General features: G+C 69.0%; 1 protein-coding gene. It reads right to left on the reverse strand.

Features of this window, described 5'->3' with window-relative positions:
• Positions 1–34: 34 nt before the first annotated feature.
• Positions 35–24325, reverse strand: coding sequence for a hypothetical protein (locus tag FBZ87_RS22270; protein WP_145612796.1), 24291 nt, complete (start codon positions 24323–24325; stop codon positions 35–37).
• Positions 24326–24514 lie beyond the last annotated feature (189 nt).

The raw sequence follows: 24514 nt of genomic DNA on the forward strand, positions 1-24514 counted from the left end.
GTAAGGGCGCCGGCTTTGAGACCGGCGCCCTTACTCAGAAGTCCCAGCTGGCCCGCAGCACGCCGGAGTGGCCCTGGTAGTCGTGGCGGTATTCGCCGTTGTATTCCAGCCGCAGCTTGAACCCGTCCGACTGCTCCACGGTGGCGCCCAAGGCGACACCCAGGCCATCGGCCTGCGGCCGGCCGGTGGTGCTGGCGAAGGTCACGCCGGCCAACGCACCCGTGGTGGCAATGGGACCGTTCAGGTAGTCGTGCACCCAGAACACCCGCAGGTCAGGGAACAGGCGGCCGATGCCGGTGTCGATACGGGTGTCCAGCTTCACACCCACCTCATGGGTGATGGCGTTGGTCACCAGCGCGTCGATGGCCATGTTGGCGACACCCGCGTCCCGCTCGTCATAGGCGTGGTTGGTCAGGCGCACCGCCCGCACGCTGACCTGCGGCGTCAGGGTGAAGTCGGCCGCCAGCGGCAGGTCGTAGCCCACCGTCACCTTGCCCAGGTACTGCTCCCCGCCATAATTGGCGTTGGCCCGGGCCCCCAGGAACTGGATGACACGACGCTGGTCGAAGTGGTTGTAGCCCCAGCCCACCTGGCCCTCGACCGACAGCTTCTGGTCGGCGAAGTCCGGCCGCCAGACGCTGTAGGCCGTCAGCTGGTAGCTGCCCACCCGGGTGGTGCTGCCGGCCATGACGCCCTGGCCCACCGACGCGCTGTTGATCCAGCTGAAGGCCAGGCCGGCCATGACCTCGTCACTGGCGAACCAGTCGGCGCCCAGCACCACGCCGGAGCTGCTGGCCCGATACCCCGCCGCTTCAGTCGTCGTGCCGCGCAGCACGCCGCCGCCCAGGATTTCACCCCAGATCACCCCCTCACGGCCTTCCGAACCGGCGGCGGCCCCCTTGCCGCTGCCATCCATCAGCCCCGCCACCGTTTCCTGGTGCTGGCTGATGGCCGTGGTGGTGGGGGTGACGGCCGTGGCCGTCAGCTGCGGCGTCAGCTGGCTGGGGGCCAGCTGGGCCACGGCCACCTGCTTGGCCTCCACCGACAGTTTGGCCAAGGGCGCCAGCACCTGCTGCGTGAACGCCGCCACCTGCGCGGTGCTGGTGATGGACGAGGACGCCAGGGCCGCGATCTGGTCCAGCGCGGCGCCGGAGCCCACCGCCGCACCGCCCTGGGCCACGCCCACGGCGGTATAGTTGGTAGCGGTACCCGCCACCGTCACCACCAGGTCGGTGGTGCCGCCCACCGTGACGGTGGCGGAACTGACGGTATAGCCGGTGGCGTTGAAGCTGACACCGCTGAGGCTGAGGCCGCCGCCCGCCGCCGCGATGGTGTAGGTGCCGGCCTGCAGGGCGTTGCCGCCGGCCCCCTGCAGCGTCACCGACCCGCCCGTCAGGCTGGCGCCGCCACTGATCACCAGGGTGCCGTAGCTGGTCTGCGACGTGGCGCCGATCACCAGGGCGCCGGCGGTCTGGCTATAGCCGCCGGTGATGTTCACCGCGCTGTTCACCAGCAGGGTGGCCCCGCTGTTGACCACGCTGTGCCCGGTAACGTTCACCGCGTCGGCCAGCCGCACCACACCGCTGGTGAAGCGCAGGTTGGACAGGCGGTTGTCGATGGTGCCACCGGTGAACACGCCCGGTGCCGTGGTTGTAGCGGCCCCCGTCACCACCAAGTCGTTAGCGCCGAGGTTGACCACGTTGCCGCTGATGGTGCCGCTGTTGGACAGGCTGCCCAAGGTGCCCGTGGCCGCAACGTACAGCGCCGTGGCCCCGCCGGCCGTGTTGGCCAGGGTGCCCGTGACACTGAGCGTATCCAGGCTGGCGCCGATGTAGTCGTTGCCCGCCGCCGCCAACAGGGTGCTGCCGCTGGTCACGGCATTGGCACTGAGGCCGGTGATGCCGCTGGTGACCGTGGCACCGGCGTAGTTGGACCCGGTGCCGCCCTGGATCAGGGTGACCCGGTCGCCGGCGATGTAGTTGCCCACCGCACTGACGCCGGCGTTGACCACGCCGCCCGTCACGCTGGCCGCCCCGCTGACGCTCAGCACATGGCCGCCCGTGGCCAGCGTGCCGCTGCTCTGGCTGAAGTTGCCCGTGACGGCCACGTCGGATGCCAGCGTGAGGCTGGCGCCGGCGTTGCTGACCGTGTGCGTCGCCACGGTGATGGCATCGCCCAGGCTGACCGCACCGGACGCGAACACCACGTTGGCGCCCGTGTTGGTGATGGTGCCACCGGTGAAGCGGCCCACCGCGCCGTTACCCCCACCGTTGATGGTTAGATCACGCGCGGACTGGTTCACCACGTTGCCGCTGATGGCCCCGCTGTTGGCCAGGCTGCCCAGGGTGCCCGTGCTGGCGATGTACAGCGCCGTGGCCCCGCCGGCTGTGTTGGCCAGCGTGCCCGTGACGTTCAGGGTGGCCAGGCTGGCGCCGATGTAGTCGTTGCCCGCCACGGCCAGCAGAGTGCCGCCGCTGACCGAGCCCTTGGCGTCCAGGCCCGTCAGGCCGCTGGTGACCACGGCCCCGGTGTAGGACGAGCCCGCCCCACCCTGGATCATCGTCACGCTGTCGCCAACGACGTAGTTGCCCACGCCGGAGACGCCGGCGCTGACCGTGCCGCCCGAGACCAGCGCCGGGCCGCTGACCGTCAGCACATGGCCGGCCACGGTCAGGCTGCCCGCGCTCTGGGCATAGGTGCCGGTGACCGCCACGTCGCCGGCGAGGCCGATGGCCGCCCCGATGTTGCTGACCGTGTGCGTGCCGCCCACGTCGATCGCGTCGCCCAGGCTGACGTTACCCGAGGCGAAGACCACATTGGCGCCCGTGTTGCGGATGGTCCCGCCGGTGAACACGCCCACCGTGCCGTTGCCACCGCCGGTAATGGTCAGATCCCGCGCCGAGACGTTGGTGACGTTGCCGCTGATGGTGCCGCTGTTGGCCAGGCTGCCCAGGGTGCCCGTGCCGGCAATGTACAGCGCCGTGGCCCCGCCCGCCGTGTTGGCCAGGGTCCCTGTGACACTGAGCGTGGCCAGGCCGGCGCCGATGTAGTCGTTGCCCGCCACGGCTGCCAGGTTGCTGCCGCTGGTGGACCCCAGCGCGTCCAGGCCCGTCAGGCCGCTGACCACCGTGGCCCCGGTGTAGGTGGAACCGTCGCCGCCCCGGATCAGGGTGACGCTGTCGCCCACCAGGTAGTTGGCCGTGCCGCTCATCCCGGCATCGACCACCCCGCCCGTCACCTGCGCCGCCCCGCTGACCGACAGGACATGGCCAGACACCGCCAGCGTGCCCGCCGTCTGGCTGTAGGCGCCCGTCACCGCCACATCGCTGGCCAGGGTCAGGCTGGCGCCCGTGTTGGCCACCGTGTGGCCCGTCACGTCGATGGCATCGGCCAGGCTGACGGCACCGCTGGCGAAGGCCAGGTTGCTCAGGCTGTTGCGAATGGTGCCGCCCGAGAAGCCGCCCACCGTGCCGCCATTAACGCCATTTGGGCTGCCACCGACGATGACCAGGTCATTGGCGCTGGCGTTGACCACGTTGCCGATGATGGCCCCGCTGTTGGCCAGGGTGCCCAGGCTGCCGGCACTGGTGATCAGCACCGCCGTGGCGGCGTTGATCGTCCCGGTGTTGGTCAACGTCCCCAGCGTGCCACTGACATAGTCGCTGAGCAGGGTCAGCAGCAGGTCGGTGGCGGCCCCGTTGGCGCCCGTGCCCAGCGTGGCGCTGAAGCCCGTGGCCGCGGCGCTGAGCCCGCTGGTGGTCAAGGACCCGCCCACCTCGGCGATGGTGTAGCTCTGGCCCGCGATCAGGTTGCTGCCCGAGAGCGCCGTCACCGCCACGGTGCCGCCGCTGAAGGCGGCGTTGCCGCTGACCAGCAGCTCACCCGCCGTCCCGCTGCCGATGCCCATGGCCAGGGTGCCGGCGCTCTGGGCGTAGTTGCCCGTCACGCTGATGGCGTTGGTCAGCAGCACGTTGGCGCCGCTGTTCACCAGCGTGCCACTGCCCACGGCCACCTGGTCGTTCAGCACCAGGTTGCCGCTGGCCAGTTCCACATTCGCCAGCGTGCTGGTGATCGTGCCGCCCGTCAGGGTGCCCACGGTGGAACCACTGCCGCCGGTGAACACCAGGGCGTTGGCGCTGATGTTGACGATGTTGCCCGCGATGGTGCCGCTGTTGACGATCGTGCCCAGCGTGCCGCTGGTGTAAACCGCCGTCACCGCCGTGATCAGGCCGCTGTTGGCCACCGCGCCCAGGGTCCCGCTGTTGGACAGGCCACGGCTGACACCGCTGAGGGTGCCGCTGTTGCTGAGCCCCCCGATGGTCCCGCTGTTCTGCACCGCCACCTGGCCAGCGATGGTGCCGCTGTTGCTGACCGCGCCCAGGGTGGCGCTGTTGAACAGGCCATAGGCCGTGCCGCTGATCAGCCCCTGGTTCAGCAAGCTGCCGATGGTCCCGGCGTTGTTCAGGCCGGCCGCCGCCACCGATGGCGTGTCGATCAGGGCGCCGGTGTTGACCACCGTGCCGATGCTGCCCTGGTTATATAGGCCCACCCGGCCGTCGATCGTGCCGCTGTTGGCCACCAGGGCCACGCGGCCCAGGTTGTGCACGCCATACTCCGCGCCCTGCAGCACGCCGTTGTTGGACAAGCTGCCCACGCTGCCCAGGGTGCCGATATAGGCCGCCGTGGTGACGCCGGTGATGGTGCCGGTATTGTTCAGGGTGGTGAGCGTGCCGCCGACATAGTCGTTGCCGATGTTCAGCAGCAGGTCGACGTTGGCCCCGATGGTGACCACGCTGGTGGCGGCGTTGAGGCCGGTGATCGCCGAGGTGACGCTGACGCCGCTGTAGCGGGAGCCCGCCCCGCCCTGCACCAGCGTCCCGGCGGCGATGCCGGCCACATAGTTGCCGGTGGTGTCCAACTGGGCGGTGGTGATCATGCCGCCCGTGATGTCGGCCACGCCGCTGACCACCACCGACAGGGTGCCCAGGGCCAGCGTGCCGTTCGCCTGGCTGTAGTTGCCGGTGATGCTGAGCGTGCTGGCCAAGGCCAGGGTGGCGCCGCTGTTGATCACGGTGTGGCCACCGACATTGATGGCGTCGCCCACCACCTGGCTGCCGCCCGCGAACACGAGGTTGCTGGCCGTGTTGCTGATGGTCCCGCCCACCAGCGTGCCATTGCCCGCGATGACCAGGTCGCCGGTGGACAGGTTGACGATGTCGCCCCGGAAGGTGCCGCTGTTGGTCACCGTGCCCAGGGTGGCGCCGGCCGCGTTGTACAGGGCGGTGGCGCCGGTGATCAGGCCCTGGTTCAGCAGGGCGCCGATGGAGCCGCTGTTGCGCACGCCGTTGGCGGTGCCCGCCAGCGTGCCGCTGTTGGAAAGCGTGCCGATACCGCCGGTGCCCACCACATAGACGGCGTTACCGGCATCGATCGTGCCGCCGTTGGCCAGGGTGCCCAGCGTGCCGCCGACATAGTCGTTCAGGCCCACTAGGGTGAGGCTGGTGCCGCCGACACTGCCCGTCAGCTCCAGCCCGGTGACGCCGGAGACGTAGCTGAGCCCGCTGTAGCCGGAGCCCGCGCCACCGGCCACGACGGCGGTGCCGCCGCCCTGACCCGCCAGAAGGTTGAGGGCGCCGGGCGCGCCGCTGAGGGCGATGGTGCCACCCGTCAGCAGGGCGGCCCCCGTCACCGACAGCTGGCCGCCGCCGTAGGCCGCCACCAGGGTGCCGGCGGACTGGCTGTAAGCCCCCGTCACGCTGACGATGCTGGTCAGCCGCACGCTGGCGCCGCTGTTGACCAGGGTATGGCCGGTGACGTTGACGGCGTCGTTCAGCGTCAGGTTGCCGGAGGCCAGCACCACGTTGGCCTGGGTGCTGGTGATGGTGCCCTGACCCGACTGGCCGGTCAGGGTGCCCACCACCGTACCGGCGCCGCCCTGGATGGTCAGGTCGTTGGTGCTGGCGTTGACGATGCCGCCCTGGATGAGGCCGCTGTTGACCAGGGTGCCGAGCGTGCCCGTGCTCGCGATGTAGACCGGGGTGACGCCACTCAAGGTGCCGCTGTTGCTGAGCGTTCCCAGAGTGCCGCCGACATAGTCGGTGGTGACCGCCAGCAACAGGTCCAGGGCGCCGCCCACGGTGGCGATGGAGGCGGTGCCGCCCAGGCCCGGCAAGCCCGTCACCGTGATGGCGGCCCCGGTGTAGTTGGACCCGGCCCCGCCCTGCACCAGGGTGTAGGCGCTGCCCGACAGGTAGTTGCCGGTGCCCGACAGGCTGGCCCGAACCGTGCCGCCCGTGATGCTGGCGACCCCGCTGACCACCAGTTGCGCCGTGGCCGGATCGACCAGCAGGCTGCCGCCCGTCTGGCTGTAATTGCCGGTGACGCCGATGGTGCCGGCCAGGGTCAGGGAGGCACCGCTGTTCACCAGCGCGTGGCCGCCGGCATTCACGCTGTCGTTCAGCACCAGGGCGCCGGAGGCGAACACCACGTTGGCGGTGCCGCTGCTGATGACGCCCATGCCCGACAGGCCTGTCAGTGTGCCCACCGTACCGTTGCCGCCGCCGGTGATAGTCAGGTCGGCGGCACCCAGGTTGGTGATGCTGCCGGCGATGACGCCGCTGTTGGCCAGGATCCCCAGGCTGCCGGTGCCGGCGATGTAAACGGCGGTGGCGGCACTGAGCGTGCCCGTGTTGGCGATGCTGGCGAGGGTACCGCCGATGTAATCGTTCAGGCCCACCAGCACCAGGTTGGTACCGCTGGCGGTGCCGGCCATGCTGAGGCCCGTGACGCCGCTGGTGGTGACGCTGACACCAGTGTAGCTGGACCCCGCGCCACCCGCTACCAGGGTCGGGCCGATCTGGCCCAGCAGATGGTTGGCCGTGGACGACAGGGTGGCGATCACGGTGCCGCCCGTCAGGCTTGCCGTACCGCTGGCCACCAGCTGCGCACCGCTGGCCAAGCCCAGTGTGCCGGCCGACTGACTGTAGCCGCCGCTGACACCGATGATGCTGGTCAGCTGCACCGAGGCGCCGCTGTTGACCAGCGTTGCCGTGACCTGGTCGTTCAGCGCCAGGTTGCCGGAAGCGAGAACCACGTTGGCCAGGGCGCTGGCGATGCTGCCACCGGTCAGCGTGCCCACCAGGGTGCCGCTGCCGCCGGTGATGGTCAGGGCGTTGGCACTGGCGTTGACGATGTTGCCGCTGATCAGGCCGCTGTTGGCGATCGTGCCCAGCGTGCCGCCGCCGGTGATGGACAGGGCGGTGGCGCCCGACAGCGTGCCTGTGTTGCTGAGCAGGCCGATGGTGCCGCTGTCCAGCAGGCCGCCGATCGTGCCGCTGTTGGCCAGCGTCCCGATGATGCCCAGGTTGCGGATGCCGTGGGCGCTGCCGGCCAGCAGGCCGCTATTGGCCAGGGTGGCGATGCTGCCCGTGGCGGCCACGTACACCGCCGTGATGCCACCGCTGATGCTGCCGCTGTTGACCAGGGTGGCGAGGGTGCCGCCGACATAGTCGTTGCCGATGGTGGCCAGCAGGGCGTTGCCCACCACGCTGCCGCCGACCTCCAGCCCGCTGACGCCGGCGCCCACCAGGGTGGTGACGTAGCGGGAGCCCGCCCCGCCACTGACCAGCGTGGTGATGCTGCCGCCGGCCAGATAGTTGCCGGTGACACTGTAGCCGCCGGCCTGGACGCTGCCGGCGGTGATGGTGGCCGCCCCCGTGACCACCAGACCGCCGCCGGCGCTGATGCTGAGGGCGCTGTTGGCGGATGCCGCCTGGCTGTAGTTGCCGGTGATGGTGATGGGGGCGCCCACCCACAGGGTGGCGCCGCTGCCGTTCAGCACGGTACCGCCGCCGACGTTGACCTGATCGTCCAGGCGGGTTGTGCCGCTGGCGAAGACCACGTTGGCGAGCGTGCTGGTGAGGGTGCCGATACCGCCACCGGCGCCTGCCAGCGTTCCGGCCAGGGTGCCAATTCCGCCGGCGATGGTGAGGGCGTTGGCCGAGGCGTTGACGATATTGCCCTGGATGACGCCGCTGTTGACCAGGGTGCCCAGGGAACCGCCGGTGGCGATATAGACCGCCGTGCTGGCCGCCAGCAGGCCACTGTTGGTCAGGGTGGCCAGGGTGCCGCCGATGTAGTCGTTGGCGATGGCCAGCACCAGGTTGTCGCCCATGATGCTGGTGGCCAGGCCCAGGCCGGCGATGGTGCCGGCCGCCGTGACGGTGGCACCGGCGTAGCTGGAGCCCACACCGCCGGCCACCACTGTGGTCAGGCTGCTGGCCAGGTAGTTGGCGGCGCTGGACAGGCTGACCTGCACCAGGCCGCCGCTGATGCTGGCGGCCCCGGTGGCCACCAGTTCACCCAGCGTGCCCAGGGCCAGCATGCCGCCCGTCTGGCTATAGGCGCCGGTGATGCTGACCGCCGTATCTAGGCGCAGGGTGGCGCCGCTGTTGACCACCGTGTGGCCGCCGACGTCGATGGCATCGCCCAGCGCCAGCTGGCCGCCGGCGACCACCAGGTTGGACGCCGTATTGCCGATGCTGCCACCCGTCAGGGTGCCGGTGACGGTGTCGCCCCCCATCAGCACCAGGTCGCGGGCCGAGAGGTTGACGATGTTGCCGCTAATGGTGCCGCTGTTGACCAGGGTGCCCAGCGTGGCCGTGGCAGCGTTGCTGAACGCGGTGACGCCCGACAGCATCCCCTGGTTCACCAGGGTGCCGATGCTGCCAAGGTTGTTCACCGCCGCGATGGTGCCCAGCAGGGCGCCGGCGTTGGTCAGGGTTCCCACGCTGCCACTGGCCGCGACATAGACGGCGTTGTTGGCGCTGAGGGTCCCGGTGCTGAGCAGGCTGCCCTGGACACCGCCCAGGTAATCGTTGAGGGTCAGCAGGTACAGGCTGTTGCCGCCCACGCTGCCCGTCAGTTCCAAGCCGCTGACGGGCGAGGCATAGGTCAGGCCGGTGAAGGTCGACCCCGCGCCACCCGCGACGACCAAGCCGCCGCCACTGCCCGCCAGCACGTTGTCGGTGCTGACGATACCGGCCAGTGCCACCGTGCCGCCGGTCATCAGGGCGGCCCCGCTGACCGACAGCTGGCCGGCGCCGGAGGACAGCGCCAGGGTGCCGGCGCTCTGGCTGTAGGCGCCGGTGACGCTGATCAGGGAGTCGAGCCGGACTGAGGCGCCGCTGTTGACCAGCGTGCCGCCGCCCACGTCCACCAGGTCGTTCAGCAACAGGCTGCCCGACGCCAGCACCACGTTGGCGCCACCGCCAGTCAGGGTGCCGACGCCGGTGTAACCGGTGAGCGTGCCCACCGTCCCGGCGCTGCCGCCGGCGATGGTGAGGTCGATGCCGCCGCTGTTCTGGATGTCGCCGGCGATGGTGCCGCTGTTGGACAGCAGGCCGATGGTGCCGGCGTTGACCAGGGCGACGGGGCCGCTGATCACGCCGCTGTTGGACAGGACGCCGATGGTGCCCTGGTTACCCACCGCGGCGGGCGTGCCCGAGCCTGCGGAGACCTGGGAACTGACAAGGCGGCCGCTGTTGACCAGCGTGCCGATGCTGCCGCCGTTGTAAAGGCCGTTGGTGCCGTCGGCCAGCAGCGTGCCGCTGTTAACCAGCAGGCCGACGCCGCCATTGTTGAGGATGCCGGTACCGGCCACGCTGATCAGCGCGCTGTTCAGCAGCGTGCCCACGCTGCCCATGTTGTGGATGCCCCAGGTGCCGTTGATCGTGCCGGCGTTGGCCAGGGTGCCGACGCTGCCCGTGGCTGCCACGACCATGCCAGTCCCGACGCTGAGGGTGCCGGTATTGCTGAGCGTGGCCAGGGTGCCGCCGACATAGTCGTTGGCGATGGTCATCAGCAGGGTCTGGCCGGCGGTGAGGCCGCCGGTGGCCAGGCCGGCCACGGTATCGGTGACCGTGGCCCCGACGTAGCTGGAGCCCGCCCCGCCCCGCACCAGGGTGTAGGACGCCCCCACCAGGTAGTTGCCGCCGGCGTCCACAAGGCCCAGGACCGTGCCACCGCCGATGCTGGCCGCACCGTTGACCGTCAGCGGGCTGATGCCGGCGTTCAGCGCCAGGGTACCGCCCGTCTGGCGATAGGCGCCGGTGATGCTGACGCTGCCGGGCAGTGTCAGGGAGGCGCCGCTGTTCACCACCGTATGGCCGCTGGCGTTGATGGCATCGTTCAGCACCAGGTTGCCGCCGGCGAAGACCAGGTCGCCGCCGGTGTTGGTGATGCTGCCCAGCCCAAACTGGCCGGTCAGGGTGCCAAGGGTGCCGAAGCCACCGCCGGTGACGGTAAGGGTGCCGCCGCCGTTGACGATATCGCCCTGGATCAGGCCGGTGTTGGCCACCAGGCCCACGGTGCCGGCGATGTAGAGCGCGGCATTAGTGCCGCCGAGCGTGCCGCTGTTGAGCAGGGTGCCGATGCTGCCGCCCGCCGCCACGTGCAGGGCCTGGGTGACGCCGCTGACGCTGATGGTGTTGACCAGGGTGGTCAGGCCGACGCCGACATAATCGCTGTCGAAGGCCAGCAGCAGGCTGGTGCCGCTGATAGTGCCGGCGCTGGTAAGGCCGCTGGCGCCGGTGGCCTGGACGCTGGCGCCGAGGTAGCTGGACCCGGTGGTGCCGGTCACCAGGGTGGTGCCGCCGCCGGCCAAGTAGATGCCGGTACCGGACAGGCCGGCCAGGACGGTGCCGCCGGTGATGCTGGCGGCCCCACTCACCGCCAATTGCGCGCCGGCGCCCAGCACCAGGGTGCCGGCGCTCTGGCTGAAGGCGCCGGTGACGCCGATGACCGTGCCCAGCGTCAACGCAGCACCGCTGTTCACCAGGGTGTGGCCGGTGACGGTGACGACGTCGTTCATGGCCACGGCGCCGGAGGCGAACACCACGTTGCCCAGCGTATTGCTGAGGGTTCCAAGAGTGCCCTGGGTGGTACCGGCTAATGTGCCGACCGTGCCGCCGGTCCCACCGGCGAAGACCAGATCCTGGGTCGCCAGATTGACGATGTTGCCCGCGATCAGCCCGCTATTGGTGATGGTCCCCAGGGTGGCGCCGCTGCGATTGAACAGGGCGGTGCGGCCGCTGATCGTGCCGCTGTTGGCCAGGGTCCCGATGGTACGGGAGTTGTAGACGCCATACGGGGCGCCGCTGATGGCGCCCTGGTTGATCAGCGCGTCGATGGTGCCGCCATTGTTCACCCCGCCCGCCAGCGGTCCCGGAGCATCGAGCAAGGCGCCAGCGTTCAGCACCGTGCCGATGCTGCCCAAATTGTAAAGGCCGATGCTGCCGGTGGCCGTGCCGCTGTTGTCCAACTGGCCGATGGTGCCCTGGTTCAGGATGCCGTAGAGCCGCCCCGACAGCAGGGCGCTGTTGGTCAGCGTACCGACCTGGCCGCTGCTGGCGACATTGACGGGGATGGTGACGCCGCTGATGGTGCTGGTGTTGGTCAGCGTGGCCAGGGTGCCACCGACATAGTCGCTGCGCGGGTTCAGCAGCAGGTCGACAGCGCCGCCGATGGTCGCCGTGGTGCCGGCCAGGACCAGGTTGCCGATGGTGGAAGCAACGGTGACACCGGTGTAGTCGGACCCCGCCCCGCCCTGCACCACGGTACCAGCGACGGTGCCGACCAGGTAATTGCCGCCCGCGTCCAGCAGGGCGACCACATTGCCGCCGCTGATGCTGGCGACCCCGCTGACGGACAAGAGGCCTGTACCCGGCGTCAGGACCAAGCCGCCCCCTGTCTGGGTATAATTGCCGGTGATGGCGATATGCGTCCCCAGGGTCAGCCCGGCGCCGCTGTTGACCACTGTCTGGCCGCCGACGTCGATCTGGTCGTTCAGCGACAGGTAGCCGCCGGCGAACACCAGGTTGGCCCCGGTGCTGGTGATGGTGCCGACGTTGGTCAGGGTCGCGCCCGTCAGCAGGCCCGCCTGGCCGGTATTGGTGCCGCCGCTGATGGTCAGCGGCCGGGTGCCGGCGTTGACGATGTTGCCCTGCACCGTGCCGCTGTTGACCAGGCTGGCCAGCGTGCCGCCGCTGGCGATGTAAAGGGCGGTGGAGCCGCCGGCGACCAGGTGGCCACTGTTGTTCAGCAGGCCCAGGGTGCCGTTGACGGCGACCGCCCTGCCCCCGGCGATGCTGCCGCTGTTGTCCAGGGTCCCGATGCTGCCGCTGTCACTGATCCCGCCGCTCAGGCCCTGGATCAGGCCGCTGTTGTTCAGCGTCGCAATGCCGCCCGCATTGCTCACGGCGGGCAGGCTGGTGGAGCTGATGAGGCCGGCATTGTTGAAGATGCCGATGGTGCCGTTGTTGACCAGGCCCAGGAAGTTGCCCGCGATGGTGCCCAGGGTGGTGTTGGTCAGGGTGGCGATGACGCCGTCGTTCTGCAGCGGCGTGGCGCCGGTCAGCGTGCCGTTGTTGAGAACGGTGCCGACGCTGCCGGTAGCCGCCACGTAGAGCGGAACGCCCGCGCCGATGCTGCCGGAGTTGGTCAGCGTGGCCAGCGTGCCGCCGATATAGTCGCTGATCGCCGTGGCCAACAGGCTGATGGCGCCGCCGCCGCTGACCGTGCTGGTCCGCAGGGCGACGAAGCCGCCATCCGCCTGAACGCCGGCGTAGTCGGAACTGGCGTTGCCCGTCACCAGGGTGCCGACCAAGGTGCCCACCAGATAGTTGGCGATGCTGGACAGGCTGGCGACGACGGAGCCGCCGGAGAGGCTGGCCGCGCCGGTCACCACCAGGCGGCTGGTGCCCGCCGCCACGGTCAGCCCACCGGCCGACTGATTGTAATCGCCGGTGACGGTGACGATGCTGTCCAGGCGCACCGACGCGCCGCTGTTCACCAGGGTGTGGCCGGTGACGGTGACGGCGTCGTTCAGCGCCAAATTGCCCGAAGCCAGGGTCACGTTGGCCAGGGTGCTGGTGAGGGTGCCCATGCCGGTCGCGCCGGTCAGGGTGCCGACGGTGGTGCCGCTGCCGCCCTGGAGGATGAGGGCATGGGCGCTGTCGTTGGTGATGTCGCCAGCGATGGTGCCGCTGTTGACCAGCGTCCCCAGGCTGCCCGTGGCGCCGATGTACACCGCCTGCTGGCTGGCCGTGCCGCCCCCCAGCCGGCCGCTATTGGCCAGGGTCCCCAGCGTGCCGCCGACGTAGACCGCCTGGAAGCCGTCCGGACCGATGGTGAACAGCCCGCTGTTGGCCAGCACGTCCATATGCCCGGCCAGCGACAGGCCGATGACGCTGCTGAAGATGGTGCCGCTGTTGGACAGGGTCCCGTAGCTGCCGTCGCCCTGGATGGCGGTGGTGGCGCTGTGGATGAGGCCATCGTTCTGGATGGACCCGATGGTACCGTGGTTCAGGATGCCGACGGTGGCCCCCAGCGTGCCGCTGTTGGTCAGCGTGCCCAGCGTGCCGGTTGAGGCGACATAGACGGCAGTGTTGAAGCCGATGCTGCCCGTGTTGGAAACGCTGGCGATCGACCCGCCGATGTAGTCGTTGGCATTGTATGCCACGTAGGCGAAATACTCGCCGGAACCGGACAGCGTGCTGGCCCAACCCAGCAGGGTGGTGGCGAAGGCCGCCCCCTGGGCCATGGTGTCGTGGGCGCCCACCCAGTTGACCGGGGCGGTGAAGCTGACGCTGGAGCTTTCGCTCTGCACCAGGGTGAACTTGTCCCCGGCCAGGTAGTTGGCCTGGTCGTTCAGGATGACGTTGACCCGGCCGCTGGTGATGCTGACCGAGCCGGGGGCGAACAGCTGGCCCGCGCCCGCCCTGATGTTCAGCGTCCCGCCGTTCTGGACGAAGCTGCCGCCGAACAGCGTCACCATCGACCCGACCAGGCTGTTGTGGCCGGCAATGCTGATGACGCTGTCCAGCGTCAGGCTGGCGCTGTTGATGACGGTGTGGGTGCCGACATTGATGTTGTCGTTCAACGACAGGGCGCCACCGCTGAACAGAAGGTCCGCGCCGGTGTTGAGGATGGAGCCCTGGCCGGACGCGCCCGTCAGGGTGCCGACCGTGCCGCCGCTGCCGCCGCCGATGGTCAGGCCGACGGTGCCGCTGTTGACGATGTTGCCCTGGATCACACCGCTGTTGCTGATCGTGCCCACCCGGGCGCCGGCGCCGATGGCCAGGGCCTGCGTGCCCATCAGGGTGCCGCTGTTCAGCAGCGCCGTCAGGGCGGCGTTGGCCACGATAGCCTTGTGCGTGGCGGTGATCGTGCCGCTGTTGCTGATGGTTCCGATGGCGGCGCTCATGTACACGCCGCTGGCGTTGGCCGCGATGGTGCCATTGTTCAGCAGCGTCTGGATCGTGCCGGCCGCCTGGAACAGGCCGTAGTTGTTGCCGATCAGGCCGTCGTTCAGCAGCGTGACGATGGTACCGTCGTTGCGCAGTCCCTGCTGCGCGCTGGCGCTGTTGGACCGGATGGTGCCGCCGGCCGCGTTGTCCAGCAGCTGGATGGTGCCCGCGTTCTGCAGGCCGCCATCGTGGCCAGTCATGAGGCCGTAGTTGATGACGGTGTTCAGGATGCTTTGATTGAGCAGGCCGTAGCCCACCGTGCCCGCCAGCGCGGCGAAGGTGCCGCCCACCGTGTTGACCAGCGTGGCTATGGTGCCGCGGTTCAGCAGGCCATAGCCGCCGTTGGCGCCATCGCCGCTGATCAGGCCGCTGTTGGTCAGGGTCCCGATGGTGCCGGCGATGGAGGCGCCATAGCCCGTGACGGCGCCCACACCCGCCAGCGTGCCGCTGTTGCTGACCGTGCCGATGCTGCCCGTGCTGCGCACGAACAGGGCCGTCTGCATGCCGCCGATGCTGCCGCTGTTGTTCAGCGTGGGCAGCAGGGTCCCGACATAGTCGTTGGCGCCGACCACCACCAGGTTGGTGCCGCTGGTGGTGCCGGACACCGCCAACCCGAAGACCCCGCCGCTGGAAACCGAGACGCCGGTGTAGCTGGACCCGGCACCGCCCGCCACCAGGGTGGCGCCCGCCTGCCCCGCGATATAGTTGGTCAGCCCCGACAGGGTGGCGACCAACGAGCCGCCGGACAGCAGCGCCACCCCGCTGACCGACAGTTGCGCCCCGCTGGCCAGCCGCAGGGTACCGGCGGACTGGCGGTAGTTGCCGGTGACGCTGATCACCGTGTTCAGCAGGACGTCCGCGCCGGTGTTCAGCAGCGTGTGGCTGGCAACGGAGACGTTGTCGTTCCACAGCATGTCGCCAGCGGACAGGGTCACGTCGGCGAAGGCGCTGGTCAGATATCCGATGCTGCCGGCGGTGCCGGTGTAGGTGCCGACGGTGCCGTTGCCGCCGGCCAGGTTCAGGCCCCGGCCGTTGATGGTGCCGGCGATGACGCCGCTGTTGACCAGGGTGCCCAGGTAGCCGTTGCTGCTGACCGTGCCGTTGGAAACACCGCCCAGGCGCACCGCCGTCTTGCCGCTGATGGTGCCGCTGTTGACCACCGTGCCGATGGTGCCGCCCAGGATGTTCAGCGCGACGATGGAGGAGGAGACGCCGGCGCTGCTGTTGGCGATCAGGCCGCTGTTGGTCAGCGTCCCGATGGTGCCGATGAGCGACCCGGTCACGGCGACGTTGACGGCGCCGGTGTTGGTGGCGCTGTCGGCGATGGTGCCGCTGTTGGTGAAGCCGGTGATGACACCGGCATTGTACACGCCCGCCGCGTTGCCGATGCCGCTGATCAGACCGGCGTTGTTGACGGTGCCGATGGTGGCGCCCAGCAGCTTCATGCCCACCACGTTGCCGCTTAGCGCGCCGATGGTGCCCGTCAGACTGTTATCCACTTCCCCGATATGGGCGCCCAGGGTGGCCAGCAGGCCGGCGGCGGCGATGGTCCCCACCACCAGGCCGCTGTTCACCAGCGTGCCGATGGAGCCACCCGCCGCCACAAACAGGCCGCCGCCGCTGGCGCTGGTGCCCTTCACCGTGCCGGTGCCGCTGTTCACCAGCGTGCCGATGGTGCCCAGGACATCGACGCCGATGGCGCTGAACAGTGTACCGCTGTTGCTGAGCGAGCCCAGGCTGCCCGTGGCGGCGACATAGACCGCGCCCGCCCCCTGGGTGATGGTGCCGGTGTTGACGATGCTGGCCAGCACCGTACCGACATAGTCGTTCTGGACGCCCAACGTCAGGATGGTGCCGCCAACCGTGCCGCCGGCGGTGCTGAGCCCGGTGATGGTGCCGCCAACCAGCGTGACGCCGGCGAAGGATGAACCGGCGGCCCCGGCAACCAGCGTGTAGGTGCCGGACAGGTGGTTGCCGGTACTCGACAGGCTGGTCAGGACGGTGCCGCCGCTGAGGGTCACGACGTCGCTGGCGACCAGGCCGCTGGTGCCCGGTGTCACCGCCAGCGTGCCGGCCGTCTGGGTGTAGGCGCCGGTGATGCTGACGATGCTGGCCAGCGTCAGGCTGGCGCCGCTGTTGATGACGGTATGGCCCGTGGCCAGGATGCGGTCGTTCAGCAGCATATTGCCGGCGGTGAAGACCACATTGCCCAGCGTGCTGACGATGGTGCCCTGACCCGACTGGCCGGTCAGCGTGCCGATGGTGCCGGCGGCACCGCCGGTGATGGTCAGGGTGACGGCGGTCTCATTGTCAATGATGCCCCGGACCACGCCGCTGTTGCTGAAGCCGTTGACCAGCGTCCCGGTCAGGTACAGCGCGTTGCCGCCGCTGATGGTGCCGCCCGCCAAGTTGACCAGCGTGCCCAACGTACCCGCGACGTTCACGGCGCTGGTGGCGTTGGCGATGACGCCGCTGTTCACCAGCGTATCCAAGGTGCCGGACACCTGGACGGCGCTCTGCGCGGCGGTGATGGTGCCGCTGTTCATCAGCGTGCCCATCGTGGCGTTGCCGTCGATGTAGATGCCTTGCGGGCCACCATTGATGCTGCCGCTGTTCGTCAGCAGACCCAGGGTGCCGAAGTCAACGACGCCGGCGGAGCCGGAGCTGATCAGGCCGGCGTTGGACAGGGTGCCCAGGGAGCTGTCGTTCTGCGCCCCGGCGGCCGTGCCGCCCAGGATGGTGCCGCCAGCGCTGTTGATCAGCAGCCCGATGGTGGACTGGTTGCCCAGCGCCTTGACCGCACTGGATATCAGCCCGCTGTTGATCAAAGTGCCGACGCTGCCGTTGTTGCTCAACCCCGTGTCAGATCCCGTCAACGTACCGCTGTTGGTCAGCGTGCCGACCGTGCCCGTGCCCGCCACGTGCAGGGCGTTGCCGACGCCGGTGATGGTGGCGCTGTTGACCAGGCTGCCCAGGGTGCCGCCGATATAGTCGTTGGCGATGGTCAGCAGCAGGTTGTTGGCGCCATCGGCGGACAGGCCCGCCGCCACGCCGGTGACCGAACCGACCAGGGCGGCGGCGGTGTAATCGGAGCCCGTGCCACCGGCGACCAAGGTGCTGGCCCCCACGGTGTAGTTGCCGGTGGACGACAGGCCGGCCGCGATGGTGCCGGCGATGCTGGCGGCCCCGCTGACCACCAGCCCGCTGGTGCCGGGGGTCAGCGACAGGGTACCCGCCGCACCCTGGGTATAGGCGCCGGTGATGCTGACGATGGTGGTCAGCGTCAGGCTGGCACCGCTGTTGGTGACGGTGAAGCCGCCGGCGCTGATGCTGTCGTTCAGCACCAGGGCACCGCCGGCGAACACCACGTCGGACGTGCTGGTGAGGGTGCCCTGGTTGGTCAGCGTGGCGCCCGTCAGCGTGCCGACGGTGCCCCCGGTCCCGCCGCTGATGGTCAGGGCGCCGCCGCCGCTGTTGATGATGGCGCCGGCGATGGTGCCGCTGTTGCGCAAGCCCCCTAGCGGGCCATAGAGCGCCACCGCCTTGGACGCCTGGATCAGGCCGCTGTTGATCAGCGTGCCGACCGTGCCGGCACTGTACAGGGCCGAGCTGCCGCTGCCCGATGTGCCGCGCATGACGCCGCTGTTGACCAGCGTGTCGATAACGGCGCCCGGATCGTTGAGGAAGGCAACGTTCCGGCCCACGATGGTGCCGCTGTTGTCCAGCCGCCCCATGCTGCCGCTGTTGCGCACGGCGAAGAAGGTGCTGCCGATGACGCCGCTGTTGATCAACGTGCCTATGGTGCCACCGGCGTTGTTCTGCACGGCGCTGCCGCCGGTGATCGTTCCCGTGCCGGTGTTGTTCAGCAGACCAATGGTGCCCAGATTGGCCACGCCGCCGCCGAAGCCGGCCGACACGCTGCCGCTGTTGCTGAGCGTGCCGACGGTGCCCGTGGCCTCGATGTGGACGCCGTTGGAGGAGCCGCTGATGGTGCCGACGCTGCCGTTGACCAGCGTACCCAGCGTGCCGGTGACATAGACACCCCCGCCCAGGACGCCACCGAACAGGACCCCGCTGTTGTTCAGCGAACCCAGCGTACCGCCGACATAGGCCGCGTACTTGGCGCCGCTGATGGTGCCGGCGTTGCCCAGGCTGGTCAGGGTACCGCCGATGTAATCGTTGGTGACGGTCAGCAGCAGGTTGTTGGCGCCGTCGCCGCCCAAGGTGGCGGCCAGGCCGGTGATGCTGGCCCCGGCCACGACGCCGCTGTAGTCACCGCCGCCACCGGCGGCCACCAGCGTGCGGCTGCCGACGGTGTAGTTGCCGGCGGCCGACGCGGCGAGCACCGTGCCCGAGATGACGGCCACATCCGAAACGACCAGTTCCCCGCCCGCGGACAGATCCAGGGCCCCGGATGCCCCTTGCTGATAGGCGCCGGTGATGCTGACCACGCTGCCGATACCCAGCGTGGCGCCGGTGTTGAGGACGGTCTGGCCGCTGGCCACGATGCTGTCGTTCAGCATCAAGGCGCCCCCGGCGAACACGACGTCCGCGGCGCTGATCAGCGTGCCCTGGCTGGATGCGGCGTAGCCCGTCAGGGTGCCGACCGTGCCGTTGCTGCCGCCGACGATGGTCAAATCGTCGGCGGAATTCGAGATGCGGCCCGCGATCACGCCACTGTTGACGAAGGTTCCGATGCTGGAGGCGATCCGCAGGGCGGCGGTGCCCGCGATGGTGCCGCTGTTCAGCAAGGCGTCGACACGGCCGTCGAGCTTCAGGGCCGTGGGGCCGGTGATAGTGCCCTGGTTGATGATGGTGCCCAGGGTATTGGTGTTCTTCAGCGCCGGGCCGCTGTGCGCGATGATGGTGCCGCTGTTGACGATGGTGCCGTAATAGTCGCCGTAGACGCCCCAGCTTTGGCCGACGATGGTGCCGCTGTTGTTCAGCAGGCCCATGACGCCCAGGTTGGAGACACCGACGCTGCCGCCCATGATATAGCCGGCATTGATCAGCGTACCGACCGTCCCGTAGTTTTCGAAGCCGGCAGCCGAATAGGCGGCACCTTGGCCGAGCAGCGTGGCGCCGACGCTGTTGATGAACGTGCCGACATGGCCGCCGCTGGCGATGCTGACGGCGATGGTGGTGGCGCTGAAGGTGCCGGCGTTGGTGATGGTGCCGACACTGCCGGAATGGCCGACATAGACGGCCGCCTTGTCGGCGCCAACGCTGCCGGTGTTGGCCAGGCTGGCCAGGGTGCCGCCGACATAGTCGTTGGTGATGGTCAGCAGCAGGTTGTTGGCGCCGTCGTCCGCCACGGCCGCGGCCAGGCCGGTAACCGTGCCGCCCAGGGTGGCGGACGCGTAGTCGGACCCGGCACCGCCGGCCACCAGGGTGCTGGAACCGACGATGTAGTTGCCGGTCGACGACAGCCCGGCCAGGACCGTGCCGGCGATGCTGGCGGCCCCGCTGACCACCAATTCGGTGCCCGTGCCCACGCTCAAGGTGCCGGACGCCCCCTGGCTGTAATCGCCGGTGACGTTGACGATGGTGGACAGCGTCAGCGAGGCGCCGGTGTTCACCACCGTCTGGCCATCGGCATCGATGCCACCGTTCAGCCGTAGGCTGCCGCCGGCGAATAGCAGCGTGCCGTTGGTGTTGGTGATGTTGCCCGCCAGCGTGCCGACGGTGCCGGCCGTGCCGCCCATGACCGTCAGGTCGCCCGCACCGTTATTGATGATGCCGCCCTGGATCACGCCGCTGTTGACCAGGGTGCCCAGGGCGCCGCCGATCACGAGGGCCGTGTAGCCCTTGAGGGTGCCGCTGTTATTCAGCACGCCGATGGTGCCGCCTATGGTGACGGCGGTCGCATCGGCCTGGATGGTCCCGCGATTGTTCAGGACGCCGATGCTGGCGCCGGCCGCGTTGCTGATGGCCGTGATCCCCTGGATCAGACCGCTTGAGGAATTGGTCAGCGTTCCAATGGAACCCGCGTTGTGTATGCCTTGGCTGCCGTTGAGATAACCATCGTTGGACAATGTGCCGATGCGACCGGTGGACGCGATGTCGACGCTGCGATAGCCAGGGCTCACCAGCGTAGCCCCGCTGGTGTTGGTCAGCTGGCCTATGGTGCCGGCGACGAAAACCGCCTCGTCAGAGCCATGGTCGCCGGCGAGGGTGCCGCTGTTGGTGAAGGTGCCCAGCGATCCGCTGGCCGCAACAAACAAGGCATGAGAACCAATGATCGTGCCGCTGTTGCCCAGGCTGGCCAGCGTGCCGCCGATATAGTCGTTGGCGATGGTCAGCAGCAGGTGGTTGGCGCCATCGGCGGACAGGCCAATCGACAGGCCGGTGACCGAACCGGCCAGGGCGGCGGCGGTGTAATCGGAGCCCGTGCCACCGGCGACCAAGGTGCTGGCCCCCACGGTGTAGTTGCCGGTGGACGACAGGCCGGCCGCGATGGTGCCGGCGATGCTGGCGGCCCCGCTGACCACCAGCCCGCTGGTGCCGGGGGTCAGCGACAGGGTACCCGCCGCACCCTGGGTATAGGCGCCGGTGATGCTGACGATGGTGGTCAGCGTCAGGGAGGCGCCGCTGTTGGTGACGGTGAAGCCGCCGGCGCTGATGCTGTCGTTCAGCACCAGGGCGCCGCCGGCGAACACCACGTCGGACGTGCTGGTGAGGGTGCCCTGGTTGGTCAGCGTGGCGCCCGTCAGCGTGCCGACGGTGCCCCCGGTCCCGCCGCTGATGGTCAGGGCGCCGCCGCCGCTGTTGATGATGGCGCCGGCGATGGTGCCGCTGTTGCGCAAGCCCCCTAGCGGGCCATAGAGCGCCACCGCCTTGGACGCCTGGATCAGGCCGCTGTTGATCAGCGTGCCGACCGTGCCGGCACTGTACAGGGCCGAGCTGCCGCTGCCCGATGTGCCGCGCATGACGCCGCTGTTGACCAGCGTGTCGATGACGGCGCCCGGATCGTTGAGGAAGGCAACGTTCCGGCCCACGATGGTGCCGCTGTTGTCCAGCCGCCCCATGCTGCCGCTGTTGCGCACGGCGAAGAAGGTGCTGCCGATGACGCCGCTGTTGATCAACGTGCCTATGGTACCACCGGCGTTGTTCTGCACGGCGCTGCCGCCGGTGATCGTTCCCGTGCCGGTGTTGTTCAGCAGACCAATGGTGCCCAGATTGGCCACGCCGCCGCCGAAACCGGCCGACACGCTGCCGCTGTTGCTGAGCGTGCCGACGGTGCCCGTGGCCTCGATGTGGACGCCGTTGGAGGAGCCGCTGATGGTGCCGACGCTGCCGTTGACCAGCGTACCCAGCGTGCCGGTGACATAGACACCCCCGCCCAGGACGCCACCGAACAGGACGCCGCTGTTGTTCAACGAGCCCAGCGTGCCGCCGACATAGGCCGCGTACTTGGCGCCGCTGATGGTGCCGGCGTTGCCCAGGCTGGTCAGGGTACCGCCGATATAGTCGTTGGTGACGGTCAGCAGCAGGTTGTTGGCGCCGTCGCCGCCCAAGGTGGCGGCCAAGCCGGTGATGCTGGCCCCAGCCACGACGCCGCTGTAGTCACCGCCGCCACCGGCGGCCACCAGCGTGCGGCTGCCGACGGTGTAGTTGCCGGCGGCCGACGCGGCGAGCACCGTGCCGGTGATGCTGGCGGCCCCGCTGACCACCAGTTCACCACCCGCCAGGTTCAGCATGCCGGAGGCGCCTTGGGTGTAGCCCCCGGCGATGCTGACAATGCTGGTCAACGTCAGCGACGCGCCGCTGTTCACCACCGTGTGGCCGGTGACGTTGATGGTGTCGTTCAGCAGCAGGTTGCCGCTGGCGAAAACCAGGTTGGACAGCGTGTTGACGATGCTGCCCATATTGGTGACGGTCTGGCCCGTCAGCGTGCCGATGGTGGCGCCGGTGCCGCCGCTGATCGTCAGGGCGTTGGCCGACGCGTTCAGGATCTTGCCGGCGATCAGGCCGCTGTTGGCGACGGGGCCCAGCGTGGCGCCGGACGCGATGAACAGGGCGGTGGCGCCGGCGATGGTGCCGCTGTTGTTGATGGTGCCGACAGTCCCGCCATTGACGGAAATGCCCAGATGCGTGCCGATGATCTGACCGCTGTTGGTGATGGTTCCGATCGTGCCGCTGCTATTAACCGCCGTGACGGCGTTGATGGTGCCGGCGTTGCTGAGCTGATCCAAAGAAGTCAGCACGATGATGCCGCCAACAGCCCCGCTGATCAGCCCGTTGTTGGTCAGTTGGCCAAGCCCCTGGCCACCGACGCCCACTGCGGTGCTGTTGGTGCTGAGGATGGTGCCGGTGACGCTGTTGATAAGGGTGCCGACGGAACCGAAGAGGCCCATGCCGGCCGACGTCGTGCCACGGATCACGCCACTGTTGACAATGCGGTCAATGTGGCTGCCGTCCGCCATATAAACGCCCATGGAGCCGCCAGAAAGCGTACCGGCGTTGCTGAGCGTGCCCACGGATCCGCCGACCTGGGATCCGACGAGGGTGCTGTCTATGGCGAAACCGCGGACGCTGCCGCTGATCGTCCCACTGTTGGTCAGGGTGCTGACCGTACCGGTTGGGGCGATGTATACGCCGCTCGCGACACCGCTGATGGTGCCGCCGTTGCTGAGGCTACCCAGTGTTCCGCCGACGTAGTCGTTGGTCACCGTCAGCAGCAGGCTATTGCCATCGACGCTGAAGCCGGCGCCGGCAACACTGCTGACGGTGGTGATACGGGCGATGACGGCGCTATAGTCGGACGCACTGGGGGAGGACACTAGGGTAACGCCGCTGTCCGCCAGGTAGTTGCCGGTGGCGGACAGGGTGGCCGCCACCGTGCCGGCGACGGTGGCGCCGTCGGTCACCACCAGTTGACCGCCCGTTGCCAGGCTAAGGGTGGCGCCGCTCGATTGAACGTAGGTGCCGATGACAGTGACGATGCTGTTCACCGTCAGCATGGCGCCGGCGTTGACGATGGACCAATCGCTGCCGCTGTTGTTGCCCGTGCCATTGCTGGCGTTGATGGTGTCGTTCAGCAGGATGTTGCCGGACGCGAGCACCAGGTTGTTGCTGACGTTCAGCACCCCCTGGGTGCCGGCATACCCGGTGAAGGTGCCGACGGTGGTGCCGCTACCGCCAATGAGGGTGCCGATGGTCTGCCCGATATTGCCGGCGATGGTGCCGCTGTTGCTCAGGGTGTCGACGGTGCCGCCGCCGAACGCGACAGGGGCGCTGATCAGGCCAGTGTTGATCAGGGTGCCGATGCTGCCGCTGGAAATGGCCAGAGAGGTGGCGACGATGGAGCCGCTGTTGACCAGCGTGTTGATGACACCGCCGACGTTGCGGATGGCGGTGTAACCGGCGCTGCCGATGGTGCCGGCGTTGCTGAGATAACCGATGACGCCGGTGTTGTTGATGGCGTGGGCGGTGTTGGCGCCGAAGATCCGCCCGCCGGTGGCATTGACCAGCGAACCGATGACGCCGTCGTTGGCAAGGGCAATGCCGCTGCCATCGGTGGCGATGGTGCCGCTGTTTAGAATGGTGCCGATGCTGGCGCCGCCGATGTTATGGATGCCGCTGTGGCCGGTGAACGTGCCGATGCTGGTGATCATCACCAGGCCGATGGTGTTCTCATTCTGAAGCGCGGGACTGCCGCCGCCCTGGATCAGGCCGTTGTTGCTCAGCGTGCCTATGGTGCCGAGGTTCTGGATGGCGTAGGCCGTGCTTTGGGCCCACAGGGTGCCGCTGTTGGAAAGGGTGCCGACACTGCCCGCGCTCGACACGGAGAGTGCCACGACGCTGGTGGTCGCGGTGTGCACCGTGCCGGTATTGGTGACGGTGATGTTCGCACCACCTGTCACCACGAAACTGGTGGAGGTCGGGCCGGAGATGACGGTGTCGCTGGAAATGGTGGTTTGCGCCTGGGAGGGCCGGGGCATGGACAGGGCGACGCCCATCGCCAGCAGGGAAGAGCCGGCCAGCAGAGCCTTGGCGGAAGTCACACGCTTCATCATCGTCCCCACCCCCGGTGCGTTGGCGGGTAAGGGAGCGGTGACGGTGCGGTGCAATTCGGCCCCCAATTGCCTGAATTGCCGTCCCACCCCAAACCTTAGACCTTGCCCCACACGCCGGTACCAATGCCAAACCACGGCGGCCACCTACCCGAAAGGGAGTAGCCTACACCCGTTTTGCGGGAGATAGCC

Origin of the sequence: Nitrospirillum amazonense, from assembly GCF_007828035.1 — a bacterium.
Taxonomy (GTDB): domain Bacteria; phylum Pseudomonadota; class Alphaproteobacteria; order Azospirillales; family Azospirillaceae; genus Nitrospirillum; species Nitrospirillum amazonense.